This window comes from Ornithinimicrobium cavernae (assembly GCF_003121625.1).
Classification (GTDB): domain Bacteria; phylum Actinomycetota; class Actinomycetes; order Actinomycetales; family Dermatophilaceae; genus Ornithinicoccus; species Ornithinicoccus cavernae.
Genome location: NZ_QDDJ01000007.1, coordinates 21,935 through 36,267, shown reverse-complemented (window position 1 = coordinate 36,267; position 14,333 = coordinate 21,935). Strand labels below are relative to the sequence as shown.

Genomic DNA, 14,333 nt, shown 5'->3' with positions numbered 1-14,333 from the left:
TCCTGGCATGGACCACCTGGGCCTGCTCACCGCCGAGCTGGACGAGCTGCTCGCCGACGCCGACGCCGCGCTGACACGGCACTACCCGGGTGAGCGGGCGGGGCGCCAGCCCGTCCACACCCTCTACCTCCCGGCCGACCGGTTCCACGAGCGGGCGGTCGAGGAGCTGGGGGCCGCGGCAGAGCAGGTCGTCGTGGACCACACCGGGGAGTTCCTGGACGTCATCGGCGACGACGAGGACCTGATGGCGCGGGTGCTCGCCAAGCTGCGCACCGAGCCGATCGAGGACCTGCGGATCGACTTCGAGGACGGCTACGGCGACCACGCCGACGACGAGGAGGACGCGACGGCCGAGACCGCGGGCCGGGCCCTGGCCGTGCTCCTCGAACAGGGCGCTCCGCCGTTCACCGGCATCCGGATCCGCAGCTTCGAGCCCGCGACGCGCCGGCGCAGTGTCCGGACCCTGCTGCGGTTCCTGGACTCGCTCGGCCGGGTCCCCGACGGCTTCGTGATCACCCTGCCCAAGGTCACCGCGATCGAGCAGGTGGAGGCGATGGCCCTCGCGGGTGAGCACATCGAGCGACACTTCGAGGGCCGGCTGCACTTCGAGGTCCAGGTCGAGACGCCCCAGTCGGTGCTCGGCCCGGACGGCCGGGTGCTGCTCGCGCCGATGGTCAGCGCCGCGCGGGGCCGGCTGACCGCCTTCCACTACGGCACCTACGACTACAGCGCTGCCTGCGGGATCGCCGCGGGACAGCAGGCCCTCGACCACCCGGCGGCCGACCACGCCAAGGCCGTGATGCAGATGGCCGCGGCCGGCACCGGTGTGCGACTCTCCGACGGCTCGACCAACAAGCTCCCGGTGGGTGACCAGCTCGTCCCGGGGTGGCGCGAGCACCTGCGCCTGGTCCGGCGGTCGCTGGAGCGAGGCTTCTACCAGGGCTGGGACCTGCACCCGGCCCAGCTGGCGACGCGCTACGCCGCCACCTACGGCTTCTTCCGGGACGGCTTCGGCTCCGCGGCCGAGCGGCTGCGCACGTACGTGGGTCGCGAGGACTCCTCGATCCTGGACGAACCGGCCACCGCACGCGCGCTCTCCGACTTCGTCGTGCGCGGGATCGACTGTGGTGCGCTTGACCGGGCCGAGGTGGTCGGGGCCACCGGGCTGTCGACCGAGACGTTGTGGGCGATGGCCCGACGTCCTGTGGGAGGAGCATGAGCATGGGCATCAGCCTGGGACCCAACCGTTACGGCAAGGCGGAGAGCCGGGTCGTGCGCATCGTGCGCGACACCGCGCGGCACGAGATCCACGACCTCAACGTCACCACGTCGCTGCGCGGCGACTTCGAGGCCGCCCACGTCGTGGGTGACCAGTCGGCCGTGCTGCCGACCGACAGCCAGAAGAACACCGCCTTCGCCTACGCCAAGGAGCACGGGGTCACCTCGATCGAGGACTACGGGCTCGCCCTGGCACGGCGGCTCCTGGAGGCCACCCCGGCCGCCACGGGGTGCCAGGTCCGGGTCGAGGAGTATGCCTGGGACCGGATCGCCGTCGGCGGCAACGGATCCCCCGGTCACGACCACGCGTTCGTGCGGCGCGGCGGCGACGTGCGCACGACCGAGGTGGACCTCACGCGCGACAGCGCCACGGTCGCTTCCGGACTGACCGACCTCGTGGTGCTGAAGTCCACGGGCTCGGAGTTCCGCGGCTTCCTGAAGGACGACTACACGACCCTCCCGGAGACCGACGACCGGGTCCTCGCCACCTCGCTCACCGCGTCCTGGCGCTGGGCGGACCACGACGTCGACTGGAACGCGGCCCACGACGAGGTGCGTGCCACGCTGCTCGAGACCTTCGCCACCACCTACAGCCGGGCCCTGCAGGAGACGCTGTGGGCCATGGGCCGCGCGGTCCTGGAGCGGCAGCCCCGCATCGCGGAGATCACCTTCGCCGCCCCCAACAAGCACCACCTGCTCGTCGACCTCTCGCCCTTCGGCGTCACCAACGACGGAGAGGTCTTCATCGCCGCTGACCGTCCCTACGGCCTGATCGAGGCGACCGTGGTCCGGGACGAGGAGTGAGGACCCTGGCATGACGGATCCAGCCGCGCAGAGCACCCCGCGGGCCTTCAACGCGATGACCGAGGACACGGCGCGCGCCCGTGTCCTGTCCTGCCTGGACGTCGCCCGGTGGGCCGAGGTGGTGGTGTCCGGGAGGCCGTATGACGCGTGGTCCGGTCTGGAGGCCGCCATGCGGACCGCGGCGGCCACCCTCACCGACGACGAGCTCGCCGCAGCCCTGGCCCGTCACCCCCGCATCGGCGAACGTGCTGCCGCCGCCCGGCACGAGGTCGTCCACTCCGAGCGGGAGCAGGCCGGCGTGGACCGCACCGACCCGGAGCTGGCCCGTCAGCTGCGCGAGGGCAACGAGGCCTATGAGGAGCGGTTCGGGCGGGTGTTCCTCATCCGGGCGGCCGGCCGGGACGGACCCGAGGTCCTCGCCGAGCTGCGCCGCAGGCTCGGCCACACCGACGAGCAGGAACGAGCGGAGACCGTCGAGCAGTTCGTGCAGATCGCGCTGCTGCGCGCCAGGGAGATACTGGCCTGATGGCGACCCTGAGCACCCACGTCCTCGACACCGCCGCCGGCCGCCCGGCCACCGGGGTCCCCGTCACGCTGCTCGACGCGGACGGCACCGCGCTCGCTGACGGGGTGACCGACGGTGACGGGCGGGTCGGCTCCCTCGGTGGCGAGCTGCCCACAGGGAGCTACCGGCTGCGGTTCGAGGTCGACGGGCCGTTCTATCCCGAGGTCGTCGTCGCCTTCCGGATCGCCGCCGACGAGCACCACCACGTCCCGCTGCTGCTCAGCCCGTTCGGCTACTCGACCTACCGTGGCAGCTGAGCCTCACGACCTCGTCGTCCGGGCCGCCCGAGCGGTGCTGGACGGTGCGGAGCGGCCGGTGACCCTCGGCATACGCGATGGTCGGATCGCCACCCTGGACGCCGTCCTGCCGCCCGGCCACGCGCCCGACGTCGTGCTCGCGGAGGACGAGGTGCTGCTCCCGGGGCTGGTCGACACCCACGTCCACGTCAACGAGCCCGGCCGCACCGAGTGGGAGGGCTTCGAGTCGGCCACCCGGGCCGCCGCGGCCGGCGGGGTGACCACCATCGTCGACATGCCGCTCAACGCGGTCCCGCCCACCACGACCCTCAGCGGACTGCGGGCCAAGCAGGAGGCGGCGGAGGGCCGCGTCCACGTCGACGTGGGCTTCTGGGGTGGGGCGGTGCCCGGCAACGTCCCGGAGCTGCGCCGGCTCCATGAGGCGGGGGTGCTCGGGTTCAAGGGCTTCCTGCTCCCCTCCGGGGTCCCGGAGTTCCCCCACCTCGACGACGCCGGGCTGCGGGCGGCCCTCGCTGAGCTGGCCGGGCTCGACGGCCTGCTCCTCGTCCACGCCGAGGACGAGGGTGAGATCGACCCGGCGCCGCTGCACAGTCGCGCCTATGCCGACTTCGTCGCCTCCCGCCCCGCGCGTGCCGAGCTGGTCGCGATCGAGCGGCTGGTCGCCGCCGCCGAGGAGACCGGCGCGCGGGTGCACATCGTCCACCTGTCGACGGCCGAGGCGCTCCCCGTGATCCGTGCGGCCCGTGACCGCGGCGTCCGTCTCACGGTGGAGACCTGTCCGCACTACCTGACCCTGTCCGCCGAGGACGTCGCCGACGGCCGCACGGAGTTCAAGTGCTGTCCACCGATCCGCGACTCCACCAACCGGGACCTGCTGTGGGCCGGCCTCAACGAGGGCACGATCGACGTCGTGGTCTCCGACCACTCGCCGTGCACGTCGGCCCTCAAGCGCCTGGACACCGGTGACTTCGGCGACGCCTGGGGTGGCATCGCCTCGGTGCAGCTCGGGCTCTCGGCCGTCTGGACCGGGGCACGGCGGAGGGGGCACGGGCTCGTCGACGTCGTCCGCTGGATGTGCCAGGGGCCGGCCGACCTCGTCGGGCTCCGGCGCAAGGGGCGGCTGGCTGTCGGTGCCGACGCCGATCTGTGCGTGTTCGCGCCGGACGAGACCTTCACCGTCGACCCCGCGAAGCTCCACCACCGCAACCCCGACACCGCGTATGCCGGTCGTATCCTGACCGGCACGGTGCGCCGGACCTGGGTGCGCGGCGTCCCTGCCGACGGGACCCAGCCCGGTGGCCGGTTGCTCAGGAGAGGAGAGGCATGACCTACTACGTGCCCCGCGGCGGGCTGCCCGGGCAGGACGAGCTCACCCACGACCGGGCGGTCTTCACCGAGGCCTACGCCGTCCTGCCCCGTGGCACGATGCGCGACATCGTGACCAGCCTCCTGCCGCACTGGGACCGCACCAGGGCGTGGGTGCTGGCCCGACCGCTGTCCGGCTTCGCGGAGACCTTCAGCCAGTACATCGTCGAGGTCGGTGCCGGCGGCGGGAGCGAGCGGCCCGACGACGACCCGCGCGCCGAGGCGGTGCTGTTCGTCGTCGACGGTGCGCCGACGCTGACGATCTCCGGGGTCACCCACCAGCTGCGTCCCGGGAGCTACGCCTACCTCCCCCCGGGCGTGGAATGGTCCCTGCGCAACGGCACGGACGCGACGGCGACGTTCCACTGGGTCCGCAAGGCCTACGAGGCGGTCGAGGGGGTCGACACGCCAGAGTCGCTCGTCACCCACGAGGTCGATGTCGCGCTCCAGACGATGCCGGGCACCGACGCGTGGGCGACCCAGCGGTTCGTCGACCCGCTCGACGTGCGCCACGACATGCACGTCAACATCGTGACCTTCCAACCCGGCGGGTCCATCCCGTTCCCCGAGACCCACGTCATGGAGCACGGTCTCTATGTGCTCGAGGGCAAGGCCGTCTACCTCCTCAACCGCGACTGGATCGAGGTCCAGGCCGGCGACTTCATGTGGCTGCGCGCGTTCTGCCCACAGGCCTGCTACGCCGGCGGGCCGGGACGGTTCCGCTACCTGCTCTACAAGGACGTCAACCGGCACGCACGTCTCTGACGGCTCGCGCCGTCAGCGGCGCGCGAGCTCGTCGAACGCCCGGGCGACGACCTCGGCGTAGACGTGCATGCCCTCCAGGTCCGGGTGGATCCGGTCGGACTGCAGCACCTTCGGCTGCCTCTCGATCGTCCCCTGCCAGTCACCGACCACCGCGTTGGGGTAGTCCTGCACGACCTTGTCGATGGTGGCGTTGGAGCCGGGGACGAAGGTGCTGGAGCCGTAGAGGTTCATGACAACGACCTTGCGGTCCGGCCCGAGCTGGTCCAGGAAGGCCCGCAGCTGGTCCTCGTTGACGCCGGCGTTGGTGCCGAAGTGCACGATGACGTTGTCCCGCACGAGGCCCTCGGCGAGCGCGGACTCGAGCACCGGGTTGGCGTCCTTCCACTGCCGGTTGGACTTGGCGGAGAAGTTCATGTCCGGGAAGCGCCACTTCAGACCGTCCGCGCTGGTGACCACCAGCGAGTCACCGATCGCGGTGATCGTGTTGCTGTGCGGGACCATCAGCCCGTCGTCGTCCACGAACCAGCCCTCGGGAGGCGTGGCTGCTGCCCCTGCGCCGGTGCCATCGGCCTCCTCGCCGGGACCCGCGCCGTCCTCACTCCCCGCGTCCTCCCCCTTCGGGTCACCCCCGGTCGCCGGGTCCTTGCCGCCCCCGAGGGCGTCGGCGAACCCGTCAGCTGCCGAGTCACCGCCGGTCGCAGCGTCCTCGGACGTGCCCTCCCCGCTGTCGCTGCCCTGGGCACCACCGGTGCCCGAGCCCTCCGCGCCGCTGGCAGCAGGCGGTGCGGGTGTCCCGACCAGCGTCCCGCTCATGGCTGACCGGCGGGCGACGGCGTCGGTGCCCGGGCTGTTGAGGTCACCCTCCGCGGCCTCGATGGCCCGTTGCGTCTCGGACTTGTCGGGGGCGGTGGCGATCGCGACCCCGGCGAGCAGGACCAGCACCCCGACCGTGACCGCCGCGATCTGGGGCAGCTCGCCGCGGCCGGCACCGCGCACCGTCTCACGGGCCCTGGCGAGGGTCGCGCGGAACCCGTGCCGGCGGATCGGCGTCTCGATGAACCGGTGGCTCAGCTCGCTCAGCACCAGGGTCAGGACGAGCGCGGCACCCAGGGTGACCTTGCCGCGCGTGGTGCCCTCGGCATACGGGAAGAGGGTGGCCACGATCATCAGGACCGGCCAGTGCCAGAGATAGATGCCGTAGGAGCGCTCCCCCAGGTAGGCCAGCGGCGGCAGCTGCATGAGGCGACGCCACAGGCTCGGTGACTCCAGCAGGCCGGCGATCAGGACGACCGTCGCGAGGCAGGCCAGCAGGATGCCACCGCGGAAGGTCCAGGGGTTGCCGTCCGTGAGCAGCTTCATCAGGCCGACGAGCACGAGGAGTGCACCGCTTACTGCCCAGGGACGCCAGCGCCGCCACGTGGCCGTGGTCAGCCCGGCCCGGTGCGGCGCCGCCCAGGCGAAGGCGAGACCGACCCCGAGCATGAGGCCGAACAGGTGCGTGTCGGTGCCGTAGTAGACGCGGGTCGAGTCCAGCTGCGGGTCGTAGCGGACCGCCATGAGCAGCGCCGACACCAGCGCCAGGGCGACCGCGAAGCCGATCCGGTGCCGGGCCGTGCGGGTGACCGCCAGGAGGATGACCAGCGTGAGCGGCCACAGGAGATAGAACTGCTCCTCCACCGCCAGCGACCAGAAGTTGACGAAGAGGAGCGGGGACGTGCTGTGGAAGTAGCTGGCGCCCGCGGCGACCTCGACCCAGTTGGTGCTGAAGGTCATCGCGCCCAGGGTCTGGCGACCGATGTTGACCAACAGGTCGCCGCCGACGAGGCGCGCGGCGGCGATGCTCACCACGACCACCGTGACCAGGGCAGGGATCAGCCGCCGGGCCCGACGCACCCAGAAGCTCAGCAGGTTGACCCGGCCCCTGGTCGTGATCTCGCGCAGCAGCAGCGTGGTGATCAGGAAGCCGGACAGGACGAAGAACACGTCGACCCCGAGGAAGCCGCCGGGCAGCACGGTCGGGGTGAAGTGGAAGACCAGGACGCCGAGGACGGCCAGGGCACGGAGGCCGTCGAGGCCGTGGATGTGGCCGGGGCGCGGGTTCGTCTCGCGTGGTCCGCGGGGCCCGCGACGCCGCTCGGGGGGTGCTGTGTCGTCGATCTGCGGGAGGGGTGCGCGCTCCAGCAGGTCGGTGTGCGTGGTCGACCGCTGGTGACCGGTGGACCGGTTCTGTGGTCGCTGGGGCTCGTAGGTCCGGGCCGTGGGCGCGGCGGCCGGGGACTCTGGCTCGTTCGCCTGGGCCGTCACCTGACCCCCTCCTCCCGACAAGGGCACACCTTGAGACCTCAGGCTAGGTGTCGATCAGGCTTCCGTATGGCGCCACGCGGGTGACCCCTGAATCTTTCCGTGACAGGTGGTGCCGGAGGGGTCTCGCGGACGGCGGGTCGGGGGTCGGGCAGCCCGAGAGTGAGGGTCCGGACACAGGCGTGGGCGGCAGTCACTGGTGACTGCCGCCCACGCTCCCGGTGCGTCCGACGCTGTCAGGGCAGGTCGGTCTTCCGGTCGGTCGAGTCATTGGCTTCCTCGACCGCGTCCGTGGCTCCCGCGGTGCTGTCCGCACCGAAGTCGGTGCCGAAGCCGGAGGTCCCGGTGTCGCGGGTGCCGGGGATCTCGTCGTCAGCCGTGACGGGTGACTCCGCGGCGAGCTGGTCGATCTCGTCGCCCTCGAGCATCCGCGTCGAGCCGGCGCCGCCGTCGGTGTCGCCAGCAGACCGGCTGGCCAGGCTGTCACCGATCGGGGTGTCGGAGCCCGTGGTGCCGGCCGCTCCCGCGGCGCCGGCGGCTCCCAGGCCGGTGCCCGCCGAGGTCGTGGTCCCGGTCGAGCTGCCTGAGGTCGCGGTGTCCCGGTCGGCCAGCGTCGCACGGACCTGGGAGTCCACGCCAGGTGCTCCGCCCACGGGACGGTCCGTGGCCCACGGGTCGGTCGGCGGCTTCTTCTGCGAGTTCAGGTAGTAGGCCACCGCGGCACCGGCAGCGGCCGCCAGGCCGAAGAACAGGAGGGCGCCGCCCTTGCGCTTCTTCTTCCGGGGAGCTCCGGTCACCATGGCGATCGGGGCGTCCTGACGGGAGAGCACCTCGTTCTTGCTCGCCTGCACGTTGCCGAGCAGCTCGGAGAGCTTGGGCAGCAGGTCATCGACGATGACGTCGCGGGCGTGGTCGACCTTCGGCGCCACCCCGGCGATCGCCTCCTGGCCCTTGGGGACGGCCACGTCGATCTGGTGATCCAGGTTGCTCACCGCACGGTCGCGGGCGTGGCTGGCACGCTCCCTCGCCTGGTGCGCGAGCTCGGCACTGCGCTCCCGGGCGGTCTCCGCCGCGGGGCCTACCTTCGGAGCGACCTTCTCGTCGAACGCGTCCCTGAAAGCCGTCGCCACAGCGCCCGCCACGGACCCCACCCCTGCTGCCGCCTTCTCCCGGGCGGCTTCGGCCGATTCGCGGACCTGCTCAGGCTTGCTCTTGCGCTGGAACACAAAGTCCTCCTCTGGTTGTCGTGCGTTGGTTCCATCCTGCACTGTGTCCCGGCCAGACTCCACCCCGGGCAGGAGCCCGGCTGCGGGAGTGGACCGTGCGCCAACTGGCTAGGGCCGTGAGCCACCGGACCGACCGCTCGTCCCGAACGCGACCCGCACCTCCTCCGCGAACGCCGCCATCGAGGGGAACTCGGCGAGATAGCCGAACTCCTCGGCGGGTTCTGGCGTGGCGCCCCACCCCGGTCTGTCGTGACGACGGTTGATCCACACCGAGTCCAGCCCGTGGCGCTGAGCCGGGACATGATCGTGGAAGAGGCTCTGCGCCACGTGGAGCAGTTGGCTCCTGTCGACGGAGAGATCGGGCAGCGCACGCTCAAGAGCCAGGAAATGGTTGTCGGCCGGCTTGTAGGCACCGACGTCCTCGGCGGTGATGATCGCGGAGAGCGTGGCTCGGAGGTGCTGGTTGCTCGCTCGGAAGCCGTCGCGGTGCACGTTCGACAGGACGATCAGTTGGTAGTGCCGGGCGAGCTCCGCCAGTGCGTCCGCTGAGTCGGGGAACGCGGGCCATGCAGCTACGGAGTCACCGAGTCGCCGGGCCCAGCTGCCGCTGACCGGCCGGCCGAGCTTGCGGCCAGTGCGCCGGAAGGCCTCGGCCAGCACCTCGGGGTAGAGGGAAGCCGGCTGCTCCCGCTCGACTGCGGCCTCCTGAGTGGCGTAGGCGCTCAGCAGGAACTCGTCCTCCAGGTCGAGGCCCACTTCGCTGGCCCAAGGGTTGAGGACGGCGGCGATGCCTATCTCCCAGTCGATCAGGGTTCCATAGACATCGAAACTGAGGGCACGGTATGCCGTGAGGTCCAGATCCATGTCAGTGCTCCTTGAGAGCGGCACCCGTGGCCTCGCTCGTCGGGTCGTCGTCCAGGGAACGTGGCCCGGCGCCCGGAACGGCCAGGCTCACGAGCACCAGAGCGACAAGCGCCACGGGAAGCGAGACGAGGACCGAGTTCACCCCGCCCGGCTGCCCGAGCTGCTCCCAGGTGATGGTGACCACCACGCCGAGGACCATCGAGGTCAGCACCCCTGCGGTGCTGGCGCGTCGCCACAGGAAGATGGCCAGCACCGGTGGGGCGATCGCGACACCGTAGACCGTGTAGGAGTAGAGCTGCAGCTCCAGAACGGTCGGGAAGAAGCGCCCCAGCACATAGGCCACCAACCCGATCCCGAGCACCGACAGGCGGTGCACCCACAGGCGTTTGCGGTCATCCATCTGCACGCCGAGCATCCGCTGCGCCACGTCGTAGACGATGTTGCCGGCGCCGGACAGCTGGAACGAGGAGCCGGTGGTGATGATGAACGCCAGGGCTCCGGCGAGGAGCAGCCCGCCGAGAACCGTCGGGAGGTAGCCCTCACTCGCCAGGGACAGGATGGCGGTGTCCGGGGTGATGTCCGGCATCAGGATGATTGCGGCCGAGCCGAGGAGCGCCACAGGCACCGTGACCAGGAAGCTGGAGAAGAAGAAGCCCGCCGTTGACCTGCGGGCCTCGGCCTCGTCGCGAGAGGCGCCCAGACGCTGGTACATGTTCTGGTCCGCCAGGATCAGCAGGAACAGCGGCAGGAAGTAGCCCAGCAGCTGGATCGGCGTCAGTCCGCCGCTGAGGCTGCGATGCGCCTGCGGCATACCGCTCCAGAACTCGCTCATGCCGCCGATCTCCCAACCCAGGATCAGTGGCAGCGCCGCAACCAGGCTCACCACGATGACCAGGGCCGAGACAAAGTCACTCCACGCGACCGACTTGAGACCCCCGCCGAAGGCGAGGAATGTCACGAGGATCGCGACGACGATCGCGCCGGCCTCCGGTGAGAGCGGCGTGATGACACTGATGATGTAGCCGCCGCCGGTGAACTGGTAGGCCGTGATGCCGGTGTAGGCGAGCAGGGTGATCAGAGCCGCGATGATGCGGACGCTGAGGCCGTAGCGGCGCTCGAGCAGTTCGGGCACGGTGAAGGTCGAGTGCCGACGGATCCGCTTGGCGAGGTAATAGAGGACCACGATCCCGACCGGCGTCCCCGCCAGGAAGAAGATCGACGCCAGCGGTCCGTAGGTGTAGGCAAAGCTTGCTCCACCGATGATCGTGCCCGAACCTACCCAGGTGGCCAGCAGGGTGCCGATCATCACCGGTCGTGGCAGATTCCGTCCGGCAAAGACGTAGTCGTCGGCGGTGGACACCACCCGGGACCGGCTGAACCAGGCGCCGATGCCGACCATCAGCAGTAGGTAGAGCACCAGGATCGTCACGTGAACGGTTTGCATCCGGACCTCCGTCAGTGGGTGTTCTCTCTGGCCGGAGCAGAACCGGCTGGGGTCCATCGAATCGCGAAGTTCACATAAGTGCAATAGTCATTGCAAACCTGCATCCTGTTCGGGAAACACCCCATACCGGGTCCAGAGGCGCTCCGCGCGATCGCTCGCAGCCATGGCTGCAGAGCGGTCGATGGCCACCAGGGCGGCGATGGTCGCCTGAACGATGGTGGTGGATGCCACCAGAGACGGGAACATGCTGGCTCCCTCGCTCGGCACCGGCACCAGCTCGTCGGCAAGTGCCACGAGATCCTCCCGCGCCTGGTCACTCACCAGCACGATCCGCACGCCCGGAGCTGCGGCCTGCATCGCGTTGATGATCTGCCACGGGCTCCGCCACAGGTGGAAGACCACGAGGCAGTCACCCTCGCGGAGCAGGGACACGGCGTTGAACAAGGTGGTGCCTCCCGCCCGATGGAGGCGGACGTCGTGGCCGATGGTCTGTGCCAGGTGGGAGAGCTGCAGACCAGGCGCAGCAAAGCTGCCGGAGCCGAGGACGAGTGTGACGCGGGCATCGAAGATCGTTCGCGCCACGCGCGCGATCTGGTTCTCGTCGAGGGTGAGGGAGAGGTCCTGCAGGTTGTGCAGGTCGCGACGCAGTGTCGCCCAGGCCGGCCCGTCGCTGCTCGAGGTGTGCTCGGTGAGCACCTCGGAGGCCGACAGGCCCGACAGGTAGCGGGAACGGATCTCCGAGCGCAGGGCGGGCCATCCGGTGTAACCGAGGAGCTGGGCGGCCCGCACCACGGTCGCGGCGTTCACCTCCGCGAGGGCTGCCGCCTCGGCCGTGCTGGCGAAGGACATCTGACGCGGGTGTGTCCCCAGGGCACGCAGCACCTTCGCGGTCCCACGTCCCGCCGTGCGGCCCTCCAGTCGAGTGCGGACCCACTCCGGCAGCTGCTCAGATGCGCTCACTCCGCCATTCTGCAACAGTTGTTGCTGATTGCGCGTGGTCCTGTCACGATGTCGTCAGTCTCTTCGAGGAAGGTGCCCATGACCCAGCAGTCCCTGCTCCTCCGCCACGGCTCGGTGTGTGACGTGGATGCCCAGGAAGCACGCCCCAACGATGTCCTGATCGTCGACGGGCGGATCGTCGAGGTGGGGGTCGGCCTGACCGCCCCGGCATCCGCGACCGTGCTCGATGCCTCGGGACTGCACCTGGTGCCCGGGCTCATCGACGCCCATGTGCACGTCACCGCGGGAAGCGCCGACCTCGGCAGTCAGGCGGAGGACTCCGCCTACTACGTGGCGGCGAGGACCAGCAACATCCTGCGCGGCATGCTGCACCGCGGCTTCACGAGTGTGCGCGATGTCGGGGGCGCGGACTTCGGCATTGCCGCTGCCGTCGAGGAGAGGCTGTGGGCCGGGCCCAGGGTCCACTTCGGAGGCAAGGCCCTGTCCCCGACCGGAGGCCACGCCGACCTACGAGGTCCCGGCAGACAGGCTCTCGTAGGTGATCACACGTGCTGCCCGAACATCGGCACGGTGGTTGACGGCGTGGACGATGTACGTCGCGCCAGCCGCGACCAGCTACGCACGGGGGCGCACCACATCAAGCTGATGCTCTCCGGTGGCGTGGCCTCCCCCACCGACCGGGTCGACTCCCTGCAGTTCTCCGCGGATGAGGTCCGGGCAGCGGTCGAGGAGGCCAGCAACGCCAACCGCTATGTGACGGGGCACGCGTACACCGCTCGCGCGGTCAACCGCGGACTGGAGCTCGGGGTGCGCTGCATCGAGCACGGCAACCTGATTGACGACGAGAGCGTCCGGCTCTTTGTGGAGCACGAGGCCTTCCTGGTGCCGACGCTGGTGACCTACGAGCGCCTGCACGTCGACGGGGCGGCTGCCGGACTGCCCCCGGCCAGCCAGGCCAAGGTCTCTGACGTCCTCGAGGCAGGCCTGCATGCCCTGGACCGGGCAGCAAAGGGAAACGTCCGGATCGCCTTCGGCACCGACCTGCTCGGGAGCATGCAGCCGCACCAGAGCGAGGAGTTCCGCATCCGTGCCCAGGTGCAGCCCGCCGCCGACATCCTGGGGTCCGCGACGACTGTCGGGGCCCAACTGCTCGGCCGGGAGGGCGAACTCGGTGTCATCGCGGAGGGGGCGATCGGCGACATCCTGGTGGTGGACGGCGACCCACTGCAGGACGCCACGGTACTCGCGGAGCCGGAGCGGCACCTGCGGATGGTGGTGCAGGGTGGCAGTGTCGTGATGGATCGCGGACACGGCGCTGGGTGATGGCTCTCATCCTCCGACGTGCCAGCACCTGGGACGGAGAGTCCCCCGACCTGCGCACCGCCGATGTGGTGTGTGCGGACGGCATGGTGCGCTCCGTAGAACCGGCCGGCTCGGTACGTCCGATGCCCGACGACCAGGTGATCGAGGCCGAGGGCTCGACGCTCCTACCGGGCCTCATCGACGGTCATGTGCACCTCGTCTGGAGCGGTGGCTCCGACCCGGCCGACATCGTGGAGCGGGACGGTGAGCAGGTCACTGCCATCCGCGCTGCCGCCAATGCCCGGGCGCAGCTGTTGGGCGGGGTCACCACGGTGGCTGACCTGGGCAGCAACTGGGACATCGCCATCGCCGTCTCCCGTGCGGTGACCCAGGGACACATCGAGGGACCTCGGATCCTCGCCGCGGGGCGCACTGTTGCGATGACAGGCGGTCATGACCCGTTCTGGGTGAATGCCTGTGACGGCGTGGACGCTGTCATCCGTGGGGTGCGCGAGCAGGTCTTCCTCGGGGCTGCGCTGGTCAAGACCGCGGCGACAGGTGGCGTCTACGGGCGCGCCGAGGGGGAGGTTGTCGGTGCCAGCGAGCTCACGCCGGAGGAGCTCACGGCCATGGCCAGCGAGGCGCACCGGCGGGGCGTCAGGGTGGCCGCCCACGCGCTCGGTGCCGAGGGCATCAGCAACGCGGTCGGGGCGGGGATCGACATCATCGAGCACGGCGTCTACCTGACGGAGGAGACCGCCGCCATGATGGCTGCCAACGGCACGGTGCTGTGCCCGACCCTTGCGGTCTATCGCTCTCTCGCCGAGGGTGGCGGTCCGGCCTACGCTGCAGCCAAGGCCGCCGATGTGGTGCAGGCCCACGGTGAGGCGGTCCGGATGGCCCTGGAGGCGGGCGTCCCTGTCATCGCCGGCACGGACGCGGGCTCCCCGGGCATGCCCCACCCCAGTCTGGGTGCGGAGCTGGCTGCGTTGCATGCCTGCGGAATGTCGCCGGTCGAGGTGCTCAGGGCGGCAACGTCCCGTGCCGCTGACGCCTTCGGGATCAGCGGTGGACGGATCTCGCCTGGCGCGCCCGCCGACCTCATCCTTGTCGACGGCGATCCGCTGTCCGACCCTGTTGCTGCGACCCAACCCTCCGTCGCCGTCTGCGGACAGCGGGTGGTGCACCGACGCTGACGGCGG

At 70.7% G+C, this 14,333-nt stretch carries 13 protein-coding genes; 8 read left to right on the top strand and 5 right to left on the bottom strand.

Annotated elements, in window-relative coordinates; all coding sequences use genetic code 11:
* Window positions 1-7 precede the first annotated feature (7 nt).
* Genes DA085_RS09190 through DA085_RS09165 form a run of 6 tightly spaced genes read left to right on the top strand, consistent with a single transcriptional unit; the run spans window position 8 to window position 5,034 of the window.
* Window positions 8-1,219 carry a DUF6986 family protein gene (locus tag DA085_RS09190; protein ID WP_109472670.1) on the top strand — a complete coding sequence of 404 codons (1,212 nt, stop codon included), beginning with the start codon at window positions 8-10 and terminating at the stop codon, window positions 1,217-1,219.
* Window positions 1,216-2,082 (top strand): factor-independent urate hydroxylase, encoded by an 867-nt coding sequence (gene pucL, locus DA085_RS09185; protein ID WP_202619169.1) that lies wholly within the window; start codon window positions 1,216-1,218, stop codon window positions 2,080-2,082. Before DA085_RS09190 ends, pucL begins: the two co-directional genes overlap by 4 nt.
* Window positions 2,083-2,092: 10 nt before the next feature.
* Window positions 2,093-2,608 carry a 2-oxo-4-hydroxy-4-carboxy-5-ureidoimidazoline decarboxylase gene (uraD, locus tag DA085_RS09180; RefSeq protein ID WP_237565409.1) on the top strand — a complete coding sequence of 172 codons (516 nt, stop codon included), beginning with the start codon at window positions 2,093-2,095 and terminating at the stop codon, window positions 2,606-2,608.
* On the top strand, window positions 2,608-2,904 hold the full coding sequence (gene uraH, locus DA085_RS09175; protein WP_109472668.1) for a hydroxyisourate hydrolase: 297 nt from the start codon (window positions 2,608-2,610) through the stop codon (window positions 2,902-2,904). The genes uraD and uraH overlap by 1 nt, the downstream gene beginning before the upstream one ends.
* Entirely contained in the window at window positions 2,894-4,231 is a 1,338-nt protein-coding gene (gene allB / locus DA085_RS09170; protein ID WP_109472667.1) for an allantoinase AllB, read from the top strand. The genes uraH and allB overlap by 11 nt, the downstream gene beginning before the upstream one ends.
* Complete coding sequence (locus tag DA085_RS09165) at window positions 4,228-5,034, top strand: bifunctional allantoicase/(S)-ureidoglycine aminohydrolase (protein WP_109472666.1); 807 nt, start codon at window positions 4,228-4,230, stop codon at window positions 5,032-5,034. Before allB ends, DA085_RS09165 begins: the two co-directional genes overlap by 4 nt.
* A gap of 12 nt (window positions 5,035-5,046) precedes the next feature.
* On the opposite strand, the gene DA085_RS09160 is transcribed toward DA085_RS09165, so the two are convergent.
* The 5 genes from DA085_RS09160 to DA085_RS09140 form a co-directional block, all read right to left on the bottom strand.
* Window positions 5,047-7,338 (bottom strand): acyltransferase family protein, encoded by a 2,292-nt coding sequence (locus DA085_RS09160; RefSeq protein WP_154402148.1) that lies wholly within the window; start codon window positions 7,336-7,338, stop codon window positions 5,047-5,049.
* A gap of 233 nt (window positions 7,339-7,571) precedes the next feature.
* The gene (locus DA085_RS09155; RefSeq protein ID WP_109472664.1) at window positions 7,572-8,561 is read right to left on the bottom strand and encodes a hypothetical protein; all 990 of its coding nucleotides are present in this window, start codon (window positions 8,559-8,561) and stop codon (window positions 7,572-7,574) included.
* A gap of 108 nt (window positions 8,562-8,669) precedes the next feature.
* A complete protein-coding gene (locus DA085_RS09150) occupies window positions 8,670-9,425 on the bottom strand; it encodes an HAD-IA family hydrolase (RefSeq protein ID WP_202619168.1) in 756 nt (251 codons plus the stop codon).
* A gap of 1 nt (window position 9,426) precedes the next feature.
* Complete coding sequence (locus DA085_RS09145; protein ID WP_109472663.1) at window positions 9,427-10,869, bottom strand: sodium:solute symporter family protein; 1,443 nt, start codon at window positions 10,867-10,869, stop codon at window positions 9,427-9,429.
* Between the two features lie 87 nt (window positions 10,870-10,956).
* The gene (locus tag DA085_RS09140; protein ID WP_202619167.1) at window positions 10,957-11,829 is read right to left on the bottom strand and encodes a MurR/RpiR family transcriptional regulator; all 873 of its coding nucleotides are present in this window, start codon (window positions 11,827-11,829) and stop codon (window positions 10,957-10,959) included.
* A 78-nt stretch (window positions 11,830-11,907) separates the two neighbouring features.
* Here DA085_RS09140 and DA085_RS09135 point away from each other — a divergent pair, with 78 nt between their 5' ends.
* Together DA085_RS09135 and DA085_RS09130 are read left to right on the top strand one after the other, a co-directional pair.
* On the top strand, window positions 11,908-13,152 hold the full coding sequence (locus tag DA085_RS09135; RefSeq protein WP_109472661.1) for a metal-dependent hydrolase family protein: 1,245 nt from the start codon (window positions 11,908-11,910) through the stop codon (window positions 13,150-13,152).
* The gene (locus tag DA085_RS09130) at window positions 13,152-14,327 is read left to right on the top strand and encodes a metal-dependent hydrolase family protein (RefSeq protein ID WP_109472660.1); all 1,176 of its coding nucleotides are present in this window, start codon (window positions 13,152-13,154) and stop codon (window positions 14,325-14,327) included. The genes DA085_RS09135 and DA085_RS09130 overlap by 1 nt, the downstream gene beginning before the upstream one ends.
* Window positions 14,328-14,333: the final 6 nt, after the last annotated feature.

What these genes read in the sequence shown, in the direction of transcription:
- pucL (WP_202619169.1), top strand. Translation starts at nt 1,216, where the DNA reads ATGAGCATGGGCATCAGCCTGGGACCCAACCGTTACGGCAAGGCGGAG.
- uraH (WP_109472668.1), top strand. Translation starts at nt 2,608, where the DNA reads ATGGCGACCCTGAGCACCCACGTCCTCGACACCGCCGCCGGCCGCCCG.
- DA085_RS09145 (WP_109472663.1), bottom strand. Translation starts at nt 10,869, where the DNA reads ATGCAAACCGTTCACGTGACGATCCTGGTGCTCTACCTACTGCTGATG.
- DA085_RS09135 (WP_109472661.1), top strand. Translation starts at nt 11,908, where the DNA reads ATGACCCAGCAGTCCCTGCTCCTCCGCCACGGCTCGGTGTGTGACGTG.
- DA085_RS09150 (WP_202619168.1), bottom strand. Translation starts at nt 9,425, where the DNA reads ATGGATCTGGACCTCACGGCATACCGTGCCCTCAGTTTCGATGTCTAT.
- DA085_RS09190 (WP_109472670.1), top strand. Translation starts at nt 8, where the DNA reads ATGGACCACCTGGGCCTGCTCACCGCCGAGCTGGACGAGCTGCTCGCC.
- DA085_RS09165 (WP_109472666.1), top strand. Translation starts at nt 4,228, where the DNA reads ATGACCTACTACGTGCCCCGCGGCGGGCTGCCCGGGCAGGACGAGCTC.
- uraD (WP_237565409.1), top strand. Translation starts at nt 2,093, where the DNA reads ATGACGGATCCAGCCGCGCAGAGCACCCCGCGGGCCTTCAACGCGATG.
- DA085_RS09130 (WP_109472660.1), top strand. Translation starts at nt 13,152, where the DNA reads ATGGCTCTCATCCTCCGACGTGCCAGCACCTGGGACGGAGAGTCCCCC.